Here is a 16,121-nt window from a genome sequence, read left to right as displayed (position 1 = left end):
TGACAACCTCTCATACCAGGCCCGAACATGAGCCCCTCGAGCACACCAGGAGGTTCATCGCATGAGCAAGGCACCCTATGTCCCGCCTCGGGTCTGGCAGCATGACGCACCGTCGGGCGGCGAGTTCGCCAACATCAACCGCCCGGTGGCCGGCCCGACCCACGACAAGGCCCTGCCGCTGGGCAAGCAGCCGCTGCAACTGTACTCCCTGGCCACGCCCAATGGCGTCAAGGTCACCATCCTCCTCGAAGAGCTGCTGGCCCTCGGGCATGCCGGCGCCGAGTACGACGCCTGGCTGATTCGCATCAGCGAGGGCGAGCAGTTCTCCAGCGGTTTCGTCGAGGTCAACCCCAACTCGAAGATCCCCGCCCTGCTCGACCACAGCGTGCAACCGCCGGTGCGGGTGTTCGAGTCGGGTTCGATCCTGCTCTACCTTGCAGAAAAATTCGCCGAGTTCCTGCCCCGCGACCCAGCGGGTCGAACCGAAACCCTCAACTGGCTGTTCTGGCAGATGGGCGCAGCGCCCTACCTGGGTGGCGGCTTCGGCCACTTCTATGCCTACGCGCCAGAAAAATTCGAATACCCGATCAACCGCTTCAGCATGGAAACCAAGCGCCAACTGGATGTGCTCGACCAGCGCCTGGCGCAAAGCCAATACCTGGCCGGCGACAGCTACACCATCGCCGATATCGCCGTCTGGTCCTGGTACGGCCAACTGGCGCTGGGCAGGCTATATTCGGCGGGCGAGTTTCTCAGCGTGCAGGACTACACCCACGTGCAGCGCTGGGCGCAAGCCATTGCCGAGCGCCCGGCGGTAGTCCGCGGCCTGCGGGTCAACCGCACCTGGGGCGATGAAGCCAGCCAGGTGCCCGAGCGGCATTCGGCGCAGGACCTGGACTGAGGCAACAGTATTCGACGTCAAACGCGAGTACTGTGCGACAAACACTGGCAGGGATAGCCATTGTGCTCCACTGTCAGGTCAAGCAAGCGCCGCTTACTACACGAATCAAGAGTTGATCAAATCCAGGATGGAGCACTACAAATCACTGTTACAGGCGCTGTTCTTCTTCGCGCTGACCTTCGGCCTTGGCTATCTGTCGATACGCCGCATGCGCAAGCTGCGCGAGGCCGTCGACAGCGAATTCGAAGCGGCGCTGCGCCGCCTGCACATCGATCACCACGAAGTGCTGCTCGACCGCACCCAGCGCCAGTATCACCCGGAGATGACCCAGGTGCACCGGATACTGCGCGATGACCAAGGCCAGCACTACCTGTACGTGCACATCAGCGGCTCGCCCGGGGTCCTCCAGCCTCTGAGCCGCGAGCGGGCGCTGCTGGCCCTGGGCAACAAGGCCTAGGGCATCAGCCTGGCGACGCTCGGCACCGGGATGTAACACGGCTGGAAGCTGGGCTGGCAGTAATAGGCCATGGTCACCGGCGCCGGCAGCGGGCGGGTCAGCAAGGCGCTATAGACAGCGCCAAAGGCGCAGACGGTCAAGGCAAGGCAAATTGTTCTTGTTGTTTTCATGGCCATTCCACCACAGGTGAGGAAAAGACGTTGTGCGCTCAAGACTAGAAACTGCTGCGACAACCTGCGTCGTCCAAACGGACTAGGCCGCCGCCATTCAGCCCAGCGCCCGGCGCAGGTCGGCCGCGGCCCCGGCCAGGGCCAGAGCGGCGCCCTCGACAAACGCGCTCATGCTGATAAAGCCATGCACCATGCCCTCGCAACGCTCCAGGCGGGTGGCCACACCTGCTTGTTGCAAACGTTGGGCAAAGGCTTCGCCTTCGTCGCGCAATGGGTCGTACTCGGCGGTGATCAGGGTGGTGGCGGGTAAACCCTCCAGTGACTCGGCGAGCAGCGGCGAGGCCAGTGGCTCCTCGACCTGCTCGGGCTGTTGCAGGTAGCTGCGCCAGAACCAGGCCATCATCGCCCGCGACAACAGATAGCCTTCGCCATACGCCTGGTACGACGGGGTGTCGCAGCGGCCATCGGTGACCGGGTAGAACAGGCACTGGTAGCGAATCTGCGGGCCCTGGCGCTCTGCGGCCAGGCGGCTGACGGCGATCGCCAGGTTGGCCCCGGCGCTGTCGCCGGCCACGGCCAGGCGGCTGCCGTCGACGCCCAGGCTGGCGGCATGTTCGACCAGCCAGCAGGTGGCGGCATAGCAATCGAGCGGCGCCGCCGGAAAGCGCGCCTCCGGTGCCAGCCGGTAGGCGACCGACACCACCACCGCGCCGGTGGCGCTGGCCAGTGCCCGGCACAGATGGTCATGGGTATCGAGGGTGCCGATGACAAAGCCGCCACCGTGGAAGAACACCAGCAGCGCCAGGTTGTCTTGCGCCAGCGGCCGGTACAGGCGGGCATCCAGCTCGCCAGCGGCGCCCGCCACGCGCAGCTCACGCACTTCGGCCATCTGCGCGCCAGGGATCGGCGGCAACAGGTGGTCGGCATATTGCCGATACTGCACGGCATCGAGCCGGTGGTAGTCGGGCTCCCCCTGGGCGCTGAACTGTTCGAGCACGGCGGCGATCTGTTTATCGAGCGGCATGGGCGTCTCCTTCGGCGATCATCTGGAACTGCGGGTTGGTTTCTTCAAGGATGCTGCGCAGGCGCAGCTCCAGGGCGGGCTTGAAGTCTTTGTGCGGGAAGATCCAGAAGCGCCGCTCGGCCAGCGCGGCGAATACCTGGGCGGCCAGCTCGCGGGGCGTCATGCCCTGGCGAATGTGCTCGTCGAGCACGGCGCTGAAGGTGGCGTCGGCCTGCTCGCGGGCCTGGTTGGAGGCCATGATGTCACTGGCCACCGGCCCCGGGCAGAGCACCGCCACCGAGACCTGCGCGCCGAGCATGTCCAGCTCGTATTTGAGGGTTTCGGATAACGCCACCACCGCCTGCTTGGTGACGTTGTAGGGCGCCATCAACGGGCTGCTGAGCAAGCCGGCGAGCGACGCGGTGTTGATCACCTGGGCCGGGTGGCCCTGCTCGAGCATCAGCGGCACAAAGCTGCGGATGCCATTGATCACCCCTTGCAGGTTGATGGCGAGCATGCGCTGCCACTGCTCGTGGCTGATCTGCCAGCTGTAGCCGGTCTGCATCACCCCGGCATTGTTGAACAGCAGGTCGACCCGCTGAAAATGCGCCAGGGCGACATCGCGCAGGCGCTCGACCTGGGCCACATCGCTGACGTCGGTCAGCTGGGCAATGGCCTGCACGCCCTGGCCTTGCAGTTGCGCGCTCAGCGCCTGCAAACCCGGGCCATCGACATCGGCCAGTACCAGCTGCATGCCCAGCCCTGCCGCATGCTCGGCCAGGCCCCGGCCGATCCCGCTGGCGGCGCCGGTAATCACCGCCACCCGCCCCTGCTCATTGCTCATTGCGTTCTCCTGCTGCTGGCTTGATTGCGCCAGTAGAGCCGTCAGCCCACGGCCGGCCATCGTCCGTTCAGACGATGCCTGCTGGTACAGGGGCGGCAGAATCACTCGCACAGCACACCCCGTGATACCCCGGAGAACAATAAGATGAGCACCCTGCACCGCATTGAAGCCAAGCTGCTGGAAGACCGTTACGCCCGTGGTTGGCACTGCCTGGGCCTGGCCGCGCACTACCGCGACGGCAAGGCCCACCGCCTGGACGTGTTTGGCACCCGCCTGGTGGCGTTCCAGGGTGAAGACGGCCAGCTGAACATTCTCGACGGCTTTTGCCCGCACATGGGCGCCGACCTGAGCACCGGCTGCATCGAAGGCAACTCGATCCGCTGCCCGTTCCACAGCTGGCGCTGGGGCGCCGATGGCGTGTGCGACGACATTCCCTACGCCAAGCGCATTCCACCGCGGGCCAAGGTCAAGCGCTGGCCGATCATGGAAGAAAACCAGCTGCTGTTCGTCTGGAACGACCCGCAAGGCAACCCGCCGATTGCCGAGCAGGTGATCCCGCGCATCGACGCCTGCTTCAGTGACCAGTGGGCCGCCTGGGAAGTGGCCGAACTGCAGATCGACACCAACTGCCGCGAGCTGATAGACAACGTCGCCGACATGGCCCACTTCGGCACCGTGCATGGCGCGCCGGTGGCCGAGTTCAGCAACGTCTTCGCAGGCCACCTGGCCACCCAGGTCATGCGTGCGCGCAGCGAACGGCTGTCTGGCGACAGCGAGCTGAGCACGGTGGCCACCTACTTCGGCCCGGCCTACCAGATCACCGAAATGACCGGGGCGATGAACGGCCAGCCGATCCATTCGATCCTGCTCAACTGCCATGTGCCGATCGACCTCAACAGCTTCACCCTGCGCTACGGCGTGCTGGTGAAAAAGATCCCCGGCCTGAGCGAGGAGCAGAACCAGGCCATGGCCAAGGCCTACGTGCAGCAGGCCCAGGCGGCTTTCTACGAAGACGTGGCGATCTGGCACAGCAAGACCCGGGTCGACAATCCGCTGCTGTGCGACGGCGACGGCCCGGTGTACCAGCTGCGGCGCTGGTATGAGCAGTTCTATACCGACGTCGACCTGCTGCCTGCCGAAACCGCCGACAGCAAGCGTTTCGTGGTGCTTGACGGCGAGCGCGCCTGAGCCTTGCCGAGCGCTTTGGACAGGCGTGCGCTACGCCTGTCCGGATGCGTGTACGGAGCGTTGCGTGCACGCGTTAACGCCGACTATTCTCTGCCATCGCCAACGCTAATAATAAAAAATGGTAGTTCCCTATGCAGCCGTGCCTCACCCTCGAGTCATTCAGCGACTTGCTCGGTCACCTCTATCAAGGGCCGATGGAGAACATTCCCTGGGTCACCTTCCTCAACCAGCTCAACCTGCAGCTACAGAGCAAATACGTCACGTTCATTCTGCGCCCGCCCAGCGCCCACGTTGACGGCCTGATGGTCAACACCACCGGCAGTTCGAGCGAAACCACCGCCTCGTACAACAAGCACTTCTTCGCCCTCGACCCGTTCGTCGACCTGCCCAACCGCGAAGTGGTGACCCTCGCCAGCTACGTCTCCAACGACGAGCTGTTGCAATCGGAGTTCTACAAGAACTTCCTTGAACCCGTGGACGTGTTCCATATCCTCGGGGCCGACATCAATACCGGCGACGGCGCCCAATGCCGCATCCGCATCAGCCGCGGGCGCGATGAGCAGGCCTTCGGCGACCAGGAAAAAACCCTGCTGGCGCGCTTCATCCCGCACCTGGAGCGCTCGATCAAACTGCACATGCAGCTCAACCGCATCGAGACCGAACGCAACCTCTACGCCGGCGCCGTCGACCAGCTGGCGGTGGGCACCATCATCCTCGACGAAACCGGCAAGGTGCTGCAGACCAACCAGGTTGCCGAGCGGCTGATCCAGGAAAAGGACGGCATCAAGCTGGTCAACGACGGCCTGCAGGTCGGCACCGCGCGCGACACCCAGGAGTTCCGCCGCCTGGTCAAGCAATCGCTGCTGTCGCAAAAAAGCAGCAACCCCTCGGTGGTCGAGGCCATGCGCGTGCAACGCCCGTCCGGGCGCGCCGACCTTGGCATCATCGTGCGCTCGGTGCCGCTGTCGACCTGGAGCGAAGGCAAGCAATGCCCGACCGTGGTGATCTTCATCAGCGACCCCGAGCAGCAATCCTCGGCGCCGCAGGAGATCGTCCGAGCGCTGTTCGATTTCACCCCGGCCGAAACCCAGTTGGCGATGCTGCTGGCCAACGGCCTGACCCTGGACGAAGCCTCGGAGGAACTGGGCATCAGCCGCAACACTTCGCGGGCGCACCTGCGTTCGACCTTTTCCAAGACCGGCGTGACCCGCCAGACCATGCTCGTGCGCTTGATCTTGCGCAGCGTGGCGACCCTCGGCTGAAGCACCCGCCCTCGTCCGCTTGGACGATGGCGGGTTGCCGGGTACGGCGCACAGTGCAGGTATCCACCCGCCGCCAGGGGCCTGCACATGCGCAACTGTCCGACCATCCTCAAGACCGAACTGCTGGCCCAAAGCAGCCATTTCCAGATCGAAGCCCTGCACCTGCAGTTCAGCAACGGCCAGCGGCGCATCTACGAACGCTTGCGCGGCACCGGCTACCGCTCGGTGATGCTGGTGGCGATGCCCGACCCCGAGCACGTGCTGCTGGTGCGCGAGTACGCGGTGGGCGTAGAGGGCACCATCCTCGGCCTGCCCAAGGGCGGTGCCGAGGCGCATGAAAGCTACCTGCAGGCGGCCCAGCGTGAGCTGTGCGAAGAAGTCGGCCTGCGGGCGGCGCGGCTGACCGAGCTGGGCGAACTGACCTTGGCGCCCGGGCATTTGTGTCATCGTTATCGGGTGGTGCTGGCCCAGGACCTGAGCCCCTGTGCTCTGCAAGGTGACGAGCCGGAGCCGCTGGAATGCATCAAGGTGCCGCTGGCGCAGATCCCGGCACGGGTGGCCAGTGGCGAGTTGCATGAGGCCCGGGCCATTGCCGCGTTGTTCATGGCCATGGGAGCCTGTGGGAGCGGCGGTGCGGCGACCCGACTTGACCCGCGATGAGGCCGGTGCAGCCTGCGCAACAAGGCGTTATCTGAATTACGACCGCTGCGCGCTCGATCGCGGGTCAAGTCGAGTCGTCGCACCGCCGCTCCCACAGGAGTGCGCAGGACCCGCGATGAGGACTGCACCTCAGGTCGGCATCACCCCTCGCGCCCGCGACATTGTCAGGGCCAGGTCTTCGATCATGTCTTCCTGACCGCCCACCGTGCCGCGCCGCCCCAGCTCCACCAGCAGGTCGCGGGCAGCAATGCCGTACTTGAGCTCGGCACGCTTGGCAAACAGCAGGAACGAGCTGTACACCCCGGCATAGCCCAGGGTCAGGGCATCGCGGTCGAGGCGGATCGGTTGGTCCATCATCGGCACCACCAGGTCCTCGGCGACGTCCATGATCCGGTACAGGTCAACACCACTGTTCACGCCCATGCGCTCCAGCACGGCGACGAACACTTCCAGCGGCGTGTTGCCCGCCCCCGCCCCCAACCCGGCCACCGAGCCATCGATGCGCACGGCGCCAGCCTCGATGGCCGCCAGCGAGTTGGCAATCGCCATGCCCAGGTTGTGATGGCCATGAAAACCGACTTCGGTGCCGGCGCTTAAACCTGCCCGCAGTACGCCAATCTTCTCGCTGACTTCAGTCGGCAGCATGTAGCCCGCCGAATCGGTGCAGTAGATGCAGTTGGCGCCGTAGCTTTCCATCAGCCGCGCCTGTTCCAGCAGCTTTTGCGCGCTGACCCTGTGCGCCATCATCAGAAAACCGACGGTATCCAGGCCCATCTTCGCCGCCATGCCGATGTGCTGGCCGGAAACATCCGCCTCGGTGCAGTGGGTCGCCACGCGGATGGTCGAGACACCATGCTCATGGGCCATTTTCAGGTGATCGAGGGTGCCAATCCCCGGCAGCAGCAAGGCCGATACCTTGGCCTGCTTGAGGGTGGGAATTACCGCGGCGAAGTATTCCTCATCGCTGTGGGCGGCAAAGCCGTAGTTCAGCGAGGCGCCACCCAGGCCATCGCCATGGGTGATTTCAATCAGCGGCACGCCGGCGGCATCCAGGCCGCTGGCCACCGCGATCATCTGTTCCAGGCTGATCTGGTGACGCTTGGCGTGCATCCCGTCGCGCAGGCTCATGTCGTGCAGACGGACGCTTTTACCTTGCAGATTCATGGCAGTTCTCCACTCAACGGACGGGCAGTTGCAGGGTGCCCTTGTGGGCTTCTTCGGCAAACATCTCGGCGGTGCGCAAACCGGCAGCGGTCATGATGTCGAGGTTGCCGGCAGACTTGGGCAGGAAGTCGCCGAGGCCTTCGACCTCGATGAAGATCGACACCTTGCGTCCATCGAAAATCGGCCCGTTGATCAGGGTGTAGCCGGGCACGTAGCGCTGCACCTCCTTGACCATGCTCAACACCGAGGCGCGAATGGCCTCGCGGTCGGGCTCTTCGTCGGTCAGGCAGTGGATGGTGTCGCGCATCATTAGCGGCGGTTCGGCCGGGTTGATGACGATGATCGCCTTGCCGCGCCGGGCACCGCCGACCTGCTCGACGGCACCGGCAGTGGTGCGGGTGAATTCGTCGATGTTCTGCCGGGTACCCGGGCCCACCGAGCCGGACGACACCGTGGCGACGATTTCGCCATAGGCCACCGACTGGATGCGCGACACCGCCGCGACCATGGGGATGGTCGCCTGGCCGCCGCAGGTGACCATGTTGACGTTCATCGCCAGGCTCGCCGCGTGCTGCTTGAGGTTGACCGGCGGCACGCAGAACGGGCCGATGGCCGCCGGCGTGAGGTCGACCATGATCACCCCCAACTCGTTGAGCTTGCGGCTGTTATGCGCATGCACATAGGCCGAGGTGGCATCGAAGGCGATGCGGATATCGTCGTCGAGGACATGTGGCAATAATCCGTCCAGGCCGTCGGCGGTGGTCTTCACCCCCAGCTCACGAGCGCGCTTGAGGCCTTCGGACTGCGGGTCGACGCCGACCATCCACACCGGCTCGATCCACTCGGAGCGGCACATTTTCATCAGCAAGTCGGTGCCGATGTTGCCCGGCCCGATAATCGCCGCTTTCAGTTTTTTGCTCATTCGCTTGAACCTCGCACGTCACGCACAGAACGACACCCGGGCGCTGCCCAGGCCGTCGATGGTCAGGGCAAACTGGTCGCCGGCCCGTGCAGGCTCCAGCGGCACCAGCGAGCCGGAAAGGATGATTTCCCCGGCCTTGAACGGGATGCCGAAGGCGCCCAGGGTGTTGGCCAGCCAGGCCACCGCGGTCAGCGGGTTGCCTTGCACCGCCGAGCCGAGGCCTTGGCTGATCAGCTCGCCGTTCTTGAACACCTGCATGCGCAGGTTCGGCAGGTCGAGCCGGCGCGGATCGACCTGGCTGTCGCCGAGCACGAACACCCCGCAGGAAGCGTTGTCGGCGACGGTGTCCTGGATGCGGATGCGCCAGTCCTGGATGCGCGAATCGACAATCTCGAAACACGGCATCACGTACTCGGTGGCGGCCAGCACATCGGCCTCGGTGACGCCGGGGCCGACCAGGTCATGCTTGAGCTTGAAGGCGATCTCGCCTTCGGCGCGCGGCTGGATCAGGCGGTTGGCGCCGAGGGAAATCTGCGCGCCATCGGCAAAGGCCATCTGCTCGGTGATAAAACCGAAATCCGGCTGGTGCACATTAAGCATGCGCTGCACCGCCGCCGAGGTGACGCCGATCTTCTTGCCGACGATGCGGTCACCCGCCGCCACCCGCCGCTCGATGCTGTAGAGCGAGATATGGTAGGCATCCTCGATGCTGATGGTCTCCCAGCGCTCGCTCAACGGCGCCAGGGTGCTGGCGCTGCACAGGGCCTGGTACAGCTCTTCGCCATACTGGCGACGCAATTGCTCGCTCATGCCCGCGCCTCCCCAAGAAACGCCAGGCATTCACGGTTGAACAGCTCGCGGTGCTCGACCATCACCCAGTGCCCGCATTCGCTGAGCAGCACAAAGCGGATCCGCCGGCAGGCTGCAAGCAGGGTCTGCGCCCCGGAGGCCGGGCAGAACTTGTCGTTGATACCCCAAAAACCAAGAATCGGGCATTGCAGTTCAGGCAAGCGTGAGGTCAGGTTCGGCACCTGCATGCTGGTCAGCACGCAGGCCGGTTGCTGGCCCACCACCGCCACGCGCTCGGCCACGGTTTCATCGCTGATCAGCGCCGGGTCGAACAACTGCAGGCTGAGCAGGCGGCGCATGCCGGCGGCATCGTTGAGCTCGCCGTTGGCAAAGGCGGCGCCCATCTTCTGGATGCCTTCCATTTGCAGGTAGTACTGCTCCTTGTCCATCAGCCCGCCAGGGGCCATGAGCACCAGGCGGCTGACCCGCCGCGGCTGGTCCAGCGCCAGCTTGATGGCAATGGCGCCACCCAGGGAATTGCCGACCAGCACGCAGCGCTGGATATCCAGGGCATCGAGCAGGCCGCTGAGGGCGCTGACGAAAAAGTCCAGGCTGTAGACCGTTTGCGGCTTGCTCGAAGCGCCGTAACCGGGCAGGTCGGGGACGATCACCCGGTAGCCGGCCGCGGCGAATGCCGGGTAGTTCTGTTTGAAGTTGCTGTGCCCGCTGGCACCCGGGCCGCTGCCGTGGATGAACACCACCGCCTCGCCCGTGCCAACGTCCTGGTAATGCAGCTGCAGACCATCGGCCAGCGTTACCACGTGCCCTTGCGCGGATGCGCCCATGAGCTGTCCTCCCGGCTTGTTGTTGTACCGAGATTATTCAGAGCGGCCAGGGCGCCAACATCGTCCGTCAGGACTACTAGTCCCTTCGGACGTTGGCCCCTGCCCGTGCGCTGCCTAGCATCGAGCTCATTACAGTGGCGAACACGAGGCAGGCATGCACGACCCAATGGATTTTCGCGGCAAGGTGGTACTGGTGACCGGTGGTGGCAAGGGTGTGGGCCGCGGCATCAGCCGGCGCTTTCTTGAATGCGGCGCCGAGGTGGTGATCTGCGGGCGCCAGGCGCCTGCGACACTGCCGGCCAGTGGCGGGCGCGAGGCGCTGTTCCTGGCCTGCGATGTGCGTGACATCGAGCAGGTCCAGCAGATGATGACGGCTATAGTCGAGCGCTTCGGGCGCCTCGATGTACTGGTCAACAACGCCGGCGGCGCGCCCTATGCCGAAGCCGCCAGCGCTTCGCCGCGCTTCAGCGAATCGATCATCCGCCTCAACCTGCTGGCGCCGCTGAACCTCAGCCAGCTGGCCAACCGCATCATGCAGGCCCAGGCCGAGGGCGGCAGCATCATCAACATCTGCAGCGTCAGCGCCACCCGCCCTTCCCCCGGCACCGCCGCCTACGGCGCGGCCAAGGCCGGCTTGCTCAACCTGAGCCGCTCGCTGGCGGTGGAGTGGGCACCCAAGGTGCGGGTCAACGCTGTCACCGCCGGGCTGATCCTCACCGAGCAGGCGGCCCTGCACTATGGCGATGAAAGCGACCTGGCCGAGGTGGCCGCGACCATCCCCCTGCAACGCCTGGCCAACCCCGAAGACATTGGCGACAGTTGCCTGTACCTGGCCTCATCGCTGGCCCGTTATGTCAGTGGCGCCGACATTGCCGTGCATGGCGGTGGCGAGCGCCCGGCGTTCCTCGACGCGGCAAAATCGCCGTAAGCGCTCCCCCTGCGCAAGGCCACACCCTGGCGGGTGTGAGCCTTGCTTGCGCGCTATTGCGGCTCGCGCACGCTGAGGTTGACCTCGCTCCAGTAGGCTTGCATGGTCTGGATCCGGCCGTGCTCATCAAAACGGTTCATGCTCAAGCCACCTCGAACAATGCAGCGGCACCCATGCCGCCGCCAATACACATGCTCACCACCACGTAACGTACGCCGCGGCGCTTGCCCTCGATCAAGGCGTGGCCAACCATGCGCGCCCCCGACATGCCGAACGGGTGACCGATGGCAATCGCCCCGCCATTGACGTTCAGGCGCTGGTTGTCGATGCCTAAGGTATCGCGGCAGTACAGGACCTGGCTGGCGAAGGCTTCGTTGAGTTCCCACAGGCCGATGTCCTCGACTTTCAGGCCGTGGCGCTTGAGCAGTTTGGGAATCGCGTAGACCGGGCCGATACCCATCTCGTCGGCATTGCAACCGGCCACCGCCAGGCCGCGATAGATGCCCAGCGGCGCCAGGCCGCGCTGCTCGGCCAGCTTGGCGTTCATCAATACCGAGGCCGAAGCGCCGTCAGACAGCTGCGAGGCGTTGCCGGCGGTAATGAAGCGCCCGGCCTCGGTCCACTGCCCGCCCTGCCATACAGGCTCCAGTGCAGCGAGGCTGGCCAGGCTGGTGTCGGCACGATTGCATTCGTCGTGCAGCAAGGTCACGGTCTCGTAACGGGTCTCGCCGCTGGCCTTGTCGATGATCGCCTTGCGCGTGCTCAGCGGCGCCAGCTCCAGGTCGAACAGGCCCGCGGCTTGCGCCTGGGCAGTGCGCAACTGGCTTTGCAGGGCATAGGCATCCTGCTCGTGGCGCGTCACACCATAGCGCTGGGCGACGATCTCGCCGGTTTCGATCATCGGGATATAGGCCTGCGGGTCGCGCTCAAGCACGGCGCCGGACTGGTTGCGGTAGAGGTTCTTGTGCTTGTTCTGCACCAGCGAGATCGACTCCAGGCCGCCGGCGACGGCGATGTCGATTTCGTTGCAGATAATGCCCTTGGCCGCCAGGGCAATGCTCATCAGCCCCGAGGCGCATTGGCGCTCCACGGCCATTCCGGCTACCGACGGCGGCAGGCCGCCGGCAATCGCACACAAGCGCCCGAGGTTGTAGGCCTGGGTGCCCTGCTGGGCGGCGGCGCCGATGATCACATCGTCGACCTGCCCGGCCTCGATCCCCGCGCGCCGCACGGCCTCGCGCACCACATGGCCGCCGAGGGCCGGCGCTTCGGTGTCGTTGAAGGCACCGCGAAAAGCCTTGCCGATCGGCGTGCGCGCGGTTGAAACGATAACGGCTTCATTCATGTTCACATGCTCCGATGCCTGGACTCAGGCGGGGTAATAACGGCTGATGGTGTCGACCACGCAACCCGGGCGCTGCTGGCCCTCGATCTCGACGCTGACGCGGATCAGCGCCTGCACGCCGCCTTTGACCTGCTCGGCGCTGATCAGCTGGGCGTTGCCGCGCACCCGCGAACCCACCGGCACCACGCTGGGAAACCGCACGCGCTCGCAGCCGTAGTTGACGCCCATGGCGATGCCGCGCACCTCGACGATCTGCGGCAGGAACAGGTTGACCAGCGCCAGGCTCAGGTAACCGTGGGCGATGCAGGCCCCAAACGGGCCGCTGGCGGCGCGTTGCGGGTCGACATGAATCCACTGGTGATCACCACTGGCCTCGGCGAACAGGTCGATGCGTGCCTGGTCAATGAGCAGCCAGTCGCTGACCCCCAGGACTTCACCGACGGCGTCTTGCAGCGCGTGCGGGGTTTCGAATAGGCGCGTCATGCTCAGGCCCTCTGGCTGGAAACCGACAGCACTTCGCCGGTCATGTACGAGCTGTAGTCGCTGGCCAGGAACATCATCACGTTGGCCACCTCCCAGACTTCGGCGGCGCGGCCGAAGGCTTCGTTGGCCGCCAGTTGCTCGAGCACTGCCTGGGGCGCCGAGCGGGCGAGAAAATCATGCAGGGCAATGCTCGGGCTGACCGCATTGATGCGGATGCCGTGACTGGCCGCCTCGACCGCCGCGCAACGGGTCAGGGCCATGACCCCGGCCTTGGCTGCGGCGTAGTGCGACTGCTCCTTCTGGGCCCGCCAGCCAAGCACCGAGGCGTTGTTGACGATCACCCCGGCGCGCCGGGCCATCATCTTGGGCAGCATGGCGCGAGTCATACGCATGGTGCCGGTGAGGGTAACGTCGAGGACCCGCTGCCATTCTTCGTCGGGCATTTCCACCAGCGCCCGCGAGCCACCGAGGCCGGCGTTGTTGATCAGCACGTCGACGCCGTGCAGGTCGCGCTCGGCGCAGCTCACCAGGTGCTGCACCTGGGCTTCGTCGGTGACGTTGCAGAGCACGCCGAAGACCTCGGCAAGCCCGGTGGCCTGGCGAATCTTTGCCACGGCTTCAAACAGCCGGCCTTCGTGGATATCACTGATCATCAGGGCCCGGCAGCCCTCTTCGGCGGCGCGCAAGGCAGCGGAAAAACCGATCCCGGAACCTGCCGCCGCAGTGATCAGCACGGACTTGCCGCGCAACAGGCCGTGGCCCGCTACATAGTTTGGGGTGGACATCGACTAACTCCTTGGGTCAGGGACGCAGGCGCGGTTCTTTGGGCATGCCCAGGGCGCGCTCGGCGATGATGTTGCGCTGGATCTCGTTGCTGCCGCCGTACAGGGTGTCGGCGCGGCTGAACAGGTACAGCGATTGCAGCCGGGTCAGCTGGTAGGGCGCGGCCTCGAGCAGTTCGGCCTCGGGCCCGAGCACGTCCATGGCCAGCTTGCCGAGGTTGGCGTGCCAGCTGGACCAGAACAGCTTGTAGATGGTCGCCTCCTTGCGCAGCGCGCCGTCCTGGGCGCCGGAAAGCATGCGCAGCGAGTTGAAGCGCATGATCCGCAAGCCGCACCAGGCTTCGGCCAGGCGCTGGCGCAGCAGCGGGTCGCGGGCTGCGCCGTTGGCCTTGGCGATGGCGATGATCTCGTTCAGTTCATTGGCAAACTGCATCTGCTGGCCGAGGGTCGAAACCCCGCGCTCAAAGCCGAGCAAGGCCATGGCGATCTTCCAGCCATCGCCCGGCTCGCCGATGAGGTTGGCGGCGTCGGTGCGGGCGTTGTCGAAGAACACTTCGTTGAATTCCGAAGTGCCGGTCATCTGCTCGATCGGCCGCACGCTGATGCCGGCCTGGGCCATCGGCACCAGCAGGAACGACAGGCCGCGATGGCCGACGCTGCCAGGCTCGGTACGGGCGATCACAAAGCACCAGTCCGACTCATGGGCCAGCGAAGTCCAGACCTTCTGGCCGTTGATCACCCAGCTGCCGCCCTCAAGGCTGGCGCGGGTCTTGACGTTGGCAAGGTCAGAGCCTGCGCCCGGTTCCGAGTAGCCCTGGCACCAGAACTGCGTGCCGCTGACGATAGCGGGCAGCAGGCGGCGCTTTTGCTCGTCGTTGCCGAAGGCGGCGATGGTCGGCCCGGCCAGGCCTTCGCCGATATGGCCCATGCGCCCGGGGCCGCCAGCACGGGCGTATTCTTCGTGGAAGATCACCTGCTGGCTGATTGACAGGCCCCGGCCACCATGCTCCGGCGCCCAGCCGACGCAAGTCCAGCGGCCCTCGGCCAGCTTGCGCTCCCAGGCTTTGCGCTGCTGCGGGAACATGTGCTCATCACCCGGGCCGCCGCGAAAACGCAGGGGCTCGAACTCGCCGCAGAGGTTGGCGGCCAGCCAGCCGGCGACCTCCTGGCGAAACTGCTCGTCCTGTTCACTGAAACTGAGCTTCATGGCTGCTCTCCGATGATCAGCGTGGCGATCTGCTGCAGATGCCAGGCCGGCGCGCCGAGGTAGCTCTCGCTGGCGCGGGCACGCTTGAAATACAGGTGCGGGTCGTATTCCCAGGTAAAGCCGACGCCGCCATGCAGCTGGATCGACTCCGCCGCACAGTGAAAATAGCTGTGCGAGCACTGCGCCTTGGCCAGGGCGGCGGCCAGCGGCAGCTCAGCGGCCACCTGCGGGTCGCCGTCGGGATCGAGCACTTCCTGGGCGACACAGGCGGCGTAGTAACTGGCCGAGCGCGCGCATTCGACCTGCAGCATCATGTCGGCGGCGCGGTGCTTGAGCGCCTGGAAGCTGGCGATCGGGCGGCCGAACTGCTGGCGCTCCTGCATGTAGGCAACGCTCAGGTCGAGCACCTGCTGGGCGCCGCCGACCTGCTCGGCGGCAAGCCCGATGCAGGCCAGTTGCAGCACCTTGTGCAAGGTCGGCCAGGCGTTGCCGACCTCGCCCAGCAGCGCCTCGGGGCCCAGGTACACGCGGTTGAACTCAAGGCGCGCCAGGCGTCGGGTCTGGTCCATGGTCGGCAGCCACTGGCGCTCGATACCGTCACGGTCGGCCTCGACGGCGAACAGGCTGATGCCAGATTCACCGCTGCTGCCGGGCGTGCGCGCGGCGACGATCAACAGCCCGGCACTGTCGCCGTCGATCACCTGGCCGAACAGGCCATCGACGACAAAGCCCTGGCCTTCGGCGCTGGCGCTGGCCTGGATATCCTCCGCAGCCCAGCCACTGCCGCGGGTGAAGGCCAGGGTGGCGGTAAGACGGCCCTCGGCGATGGGCGCAAGCCAGGTGTTTTTCTGCGCCTGGTTGCCGGCCAGCAGCAAAGCGGGTGTGGCCAGGCAGGCGGTGGCGAAAAACGGCGAACAGAACAGCCGCCGGCCCATCTGTTCGAGCAGGATGTTCAGCTCGACAAAGCCCAGGCCCAGGCCGCCGTAGGCTTCGGGGATGTGGATCGCCGGCCAGTACATCTCGGTGCACAGGCGCTGCCAGAGTGCCGGGTCATAGCCTTTGTCGCTGACCATGGCCGCGCGCACGGCGGCGCAATGGGAGACATCGGCGAGAAAGCCCTCGGCCGAAGTACGGATCATTTCCTGCTCGTCGCTGAATGCAAATTCCATCG

At 65.6% G+C, this 16,121-nt stretch carries 18 protein-coding genes; 6 read left to right on the top strand and 12 right to left on the bottom strand.

The window, feature by feature from the left end:
* Nucleotides 1-61: 61 nt before the first annotated feature.
* A complete protein-coding gene (yghU, locus tag LOY34_RS09990; RefSeq protein ID WP_258664671.1) occupies nucleotides 62-901 on the top strand; it encodes a glutathione-dependent disulfide-bond oxidoreductase in 840 nt (279 codons plus the stop codon).
* Nucleotides 902-1,013: 112 nt separating this feature from the next.
* A complete protein-coding gene (locus LOY34_RS09985) occupies nucleotides 1,014-1,358 on the top strand; it encodes a hypothetical protein (protein WP_195883634.1) in 345 nt (114 codons plus the stop codon).
* Here the strand turns inward: LOY34_RS09985 and LOY34_RS09980 are convergent.
* The 3 genes from LOY34_RS09980 to LOY34_RS09970 form a co-directional block, all read right to left on the bottom strand.
* Nucleotides 1,355-1,528 carry a hypothetical protein gene (locus LOY34_RS09980; RefSeq protein ID WP_176794279.1) on the bottom strand — a complete coding sequence of 58 codons (174 nt, stop codon included), beginning with the start codon at nucleotides 1,526-1,528 and terminating at the stop codon, nucleotides 1,355-1,357. The genes LOY34_RS09985 and LOY34_RS09980 overlap by 4 nt on opposite strands.
* Before the next feature lie 97 nt (nucleotides 1,529-1,625).
* The gene (locus LOY34_RS09975) at nucleotides 1,626-2,552 is read right to left on the bottom strand and encodes an alpha/beta hydrolase (RefSeq protein WP_195883633.1); all 927 of its coding nucleotides are present in this window, start codon (nucleotides 2,550-2,552) and stop codon (nucleotides 1,626-1,628) included.
* Nucleotides 2,539-3,375 (bottom strand): SDR family NAD(P)-dependent oxidoreductase, encoded by an 837-nt coding sequence (locus LOY34_RS09970; protein WP_093384723.1) that lies wholly within the window; start codon nucleotides 3,373-3,375, stop codon nucleotides 2,539-2,541. The genes LOY34_RS09975 and LOY34_RS09970 overlap by 14 nt, the downstream gene beginning before the upstream one ends.
* 144 nt (nucleotides 3,376-3,519) lie before the next feature.
* Here LOY34_RS09970 and LOY34_RS09965 point away from each other — a divergent pair, with 144 nt between their 5' ends.
* From LOY34_RS09965 to nudE, 3 genes are all read left to right on the top strand, one after another.
* Complete coding sequence (locus LOY34_RS09965; protein WP_045201577.1) at nucleotides 3,520-4,563, top strand: Rieske 2Fe-2S domain-containing protein; 1,044 nt, start codon at nucleotides 3,520-3,522, stop codon at nucleotides 4,561-4,563.
* A 131-nt stretch (nucleotides 4,564-4,694) separates the two neighbouring features.
* Complete coding sequence (locus LOY34_RS09960; RefSeq protein WP_195883632.1) at nucleotides 4,695-5,825, top strand: helix-turn-helix transcriptional regulator; 1,131 nt, start codon at nucleotides 4,695-4,697, stop codon at nucleotides 5,823-5,825.
* An 87-nt stretch (nucleotides 5,826-5,912) separates the two neighbouring features.
* The gene (nudE, locus tag LOY34_RS09955) at nucleotides 5,913-6,485 is read left to right on the top strand and encodes an ADP compounds hydrolase NudE (RefSeq protein ID WP_195883631.1); all 573 of its coding nucleotides are present in this window, start codon (nucleotides 5,913-5,915) and stop codon (nucleotides 6,483-6,485) included.
* 129 nt (nucleotides 6,486-6,614) lie between these two features.
* On the opposite strand, the gene dmpG is transcribed toward nudE, so the two are convergent.
* Genes dmpG through LOY34_RS09935 form a run of 4 tightly spaced genes read right to left on the bottom strand, consistent with a single transcriptional unit; the run spans nucleotide 6,615 to nucleotide 10,205 of the window.
* Complete coding sequence (gene dmpG, locus LOY34_RS09950; RefSeq protein ID WP_195883630.1) at nucleotides 6,615-7,649, bottom strand: 4-hydroxy-2-oxovalerate aldolase; 1,035 nt, start codon at nucleotides 7,647-7,649, stop codon at nucleotides 6,615-6,617.
* A 13-nt stretch (nucleotides 7,650-7,662) separates the two neighbouring features.
* Complete coding sequence (locus tag LOY34_RS09945) at nucleotides 7,663-8,571, bottom strand: acetaldehyde dehydrogenase (acetylating) (RefSeq protein WP_093384739.1); 909 nt, start codon at nucleotides 8,569-8,571, stop codon at nucleotides 7,663-7,665.
* Between the two features lie 18 nt (nucleotides 8,572-8,589).
* Nucleotides 8,590-9,381 (bottom strand): fumarylacetoacetate hydrolase family protein, encoded by a 792-nt coding sequence (locus tag LOY34_RS09940; RefSeq protein ID WP_045201588.1) that lies wholly within the window; start codon nucleotides 9,379-9,381, stop codon nucleotides 8,590-8,592.
* Nucleotides 9,378-10,205 carry an alpha/beta fold hydrolase gene (locus LOY34_RS09935; protein WP_045201590.1) on the bottom strand — a complete coding sequence of 276 codons (828 nt, stop codon included), beginning with the start codon at nucleotides 10,203-10,205 and terminating at the stop codon, nucleotides 9,378-9,380. Before LOY34_RS09935 ends, LOY34_RS09940 begins: the two co-directional genes overlap by 4 nt.
* 154 nt (nucleotides 10,206-10,359) lie before the next feature.
* On the opposite strand from LOY34_RS09935, the gene LOY34_RS09930 reads away from it, so the two are divergent.
* On the top strand, nucleotides 10,360-11,133 hold the full coding sequence (locus LOY34_RS09930) for an SDR family oxidoreductase (protein WP_195883629.1): 774 nt from the start codon (nucleotides 10,360-10,362) through the stop codon (nucleotides 11,131-11,133).
* Nucleotides 11,134-11,275: 142 nt separating this feature from the next.
* On the opposite strand, the gene LOY34_RS09925 is transcribed toward LOY34_RS09930, so the two are convergent.
* From LOY34_RS09925 to LOY34_RS09905, 5 genes are read right to left on the bottom strand one after another with little or no spacing between them, the layout of a single operon-like run.
* Nucleotides 11,276-12,478: an acetyl-CoA C-acyltransferase gene (locus LOY34_RS09925; protein WP_213601817.1), complete on the bottom strand. Its 1,203-nt coding sequence runs from the start codon at nucleotides 12,476-12,478 to the stop codon at nucleotides 11,276-11,278.
* Between the two features lie 24 nt (nucleotides 12,479-12,502).
* Nucleotides 12,503-12,961 (bottom strand): MaoC family dehydratase, encoded by a 459-nt coding sequence (locus LOY34_RS09920; protein WP_195883627.1) that lies wholly within the window; start codon nucleotides 12,959-12,961, stop codon nucleotides 12,503-12,505.
* Nucleotides 12,962-12,963: 2 nt separating this feature from the next.
* On the bottom strand, nucleotides 12,964-13,746 hold the full coding sequence (locus tag LOY34_RS09915; RefSeq protein ID WP_195883626.1) for an SDR family oxidoreductase: 783 nt from the start codon (nucleotides 13,744-13,746) through the stop codon (nucleotides 12,964-12,966).
* A gap of 16 nt (nucleotides 13,747-13,762) precedes the next feature.
* Entirely contained in the window at nucleotides 13,763-14,950 is a 1,188-nt protein-coding gene (locus tag LOY34_RS09910) for an acyl-CoA dehydrogenase family protein (protein WP_195883625.1), read from the bottom strand.
* Complete coding sequence (locus LOY34_RS09905; protein WP_093384764.1) at nucleotides 14,947-16,119, bottom strand: acyl-CoA dehydrogenase family protein; 1,173 nt, start codon at nucleotides 16,117-16,119, stop codon at nucleotides 14,947-14,949. Before LOY34_RS09905 ends, LOY34_RS09910 begins: the two co-directional genes overlap by 4 nt.
* Between the last annotated feature and the right edge of the window lie 2 nt (nucleotides 16,120-16,121).

The organism is Pseudomonas sp. B21-009, assembly GCF_024749345.1.
Taxonomy (GTDB): Bacteria; Pseudomonadota; Gammaproteobacteria; order Pseudomonadales; family Pseudomonadaceae; genus Aquipseudomonas.
Note: the sequence above shows the minus strand (reverse complement) of the source record. Positions and strands in the feature narration are given on the sequence as shown.

What these genes read in the sequence shown, in the direction of transcription:
- yghU (WP_258664671.1), top strand. Translation starts at nt 62, where the DNA reads ATGAGCAAGGCACCCTATGTCCCGCCTCGGGTCTGGCAGCATGACGCA.
- LOY34_RS09980 (WP_176794279.1), bottom strand. Translation starts at nt 1,528, where the DNA reads ATGAAAACAACAAGAACAATTTGCCTTGCCTTGACCGTCTGCGCCTTT.
- LOY34_RS09975 (WP_195883633.1), bottom strand. Translation starts at nt 2,552, where the DNA reads ATGCCGCTCGATAAACAGATCGCCGCCGTGCTCGAACAGTTCAGCGCC.
- LOY34_RS09970 (WP_093384723.1), bottom strand. Translation starts at nt 3,375, where the DNA reads ATGAGCAATGAGCAGGGGCGGGTGGCGGTGATTACCGGCGCCGCCAGC.
- LOY34_RS09965 (WP_045201577.1), top strand. Translation starts at nt 3,520, where the DNA reads ATGAGCACCCTGCACCGCATTGAAGCCAAGCTGCTGGAAGACCGTTAC.
- LOY34_RS09960 (WP_195883632.1), top strand. Translation starts at nt 4,695, where the DNA reads ATGCAGCCGTGCCTCACCCTCGAGTCATTCAGCGACTTGCTCGGTCAC.
- nudE (WP_195883631.1), top strand. Translation starts at nt 5,913, where the DNA reads ATGCGCAACTGTCCGACCATCCTCAAGACCGAACTGCTGGCCCAAAGC.
- dmpG (WP_195883630.1), bottom strand. Translation starts at nt 7,649, where the DNA reads ATGAATCTGCAAGGTAAAAGCGTCCGTCTGCACGACATGAGCCTGCGC.
- LOY34_RS09945 (WP_093384739.1), bottom strand. Translation starts at nt 8,571, where the DNA reads ATGAGCAAAAAACTGAAAGCGGCGATTATCGGGCCGGGCAACATCGGC.
- LOY34_RS09940 (WP_045201588.1), bottom strand. Translation starts at nt 9,381, where the DNA reads ATGAGCGAGCAATTGCGTCGCCAGTATGGCGAAGAGCTGTACCAGGCC.
- LOY34_RS09935 (WP_045201590.1), bottom strand. Translation starts at nt 10,205, where the DNA reads ATGGGCGCATCCGCGCAAGGGCACGTGGTAACGCTGGCCGATGGTCTG.
- LOY34_RS09930 (WP_195883629.1), top strand. Translation starts at nt 10,360, where the DNA reads ATGCACGACCCAATGGATTTTCGCGGCAAGGTGGTACTGGTGACCGGT.
- LOY34_RS09925 (WP_213601817.1), bottom strand. Translation starts at nt 12,478, where the DNA reads ATGAATGAAGCCGTTATCGTTTCAACCGCGCGCACGCCGATCGGCAAG.
- LOY34_RS09920 (WP_195883627.1), bottom strand. Translation starts at nt 12,961, where the DNA reads ATGACGCGCCTATTCGAAACCCCGCACGCGCTGCAAGACGCCGTCGGT.
- LOY34_RS09915 (WP_195883626.1), bottom strand. Translation starts at nt 13,746, where the DNA reads ATGTCCACCCCAAACTATGTAGCGGGCCACGGCCTGTTGCGCGGCAAG.
- LOY34_RS09910 (WP_195883625.1), bottom strand. Translation starts at nt 14,950, where the DNA reads ATGAAGCTCAGTTTCAGTGAACAGGACGAGCAGTTTCGCCAGGAGGTC.
- LOY34_RS09905 (WP_093384764.1), bottom strand. Translation starts at nt 16,119, where the DNA reads ATGGAATTTGCATTCAGCGACGAGCAGGAAATGATCCGTACTTCGGCC.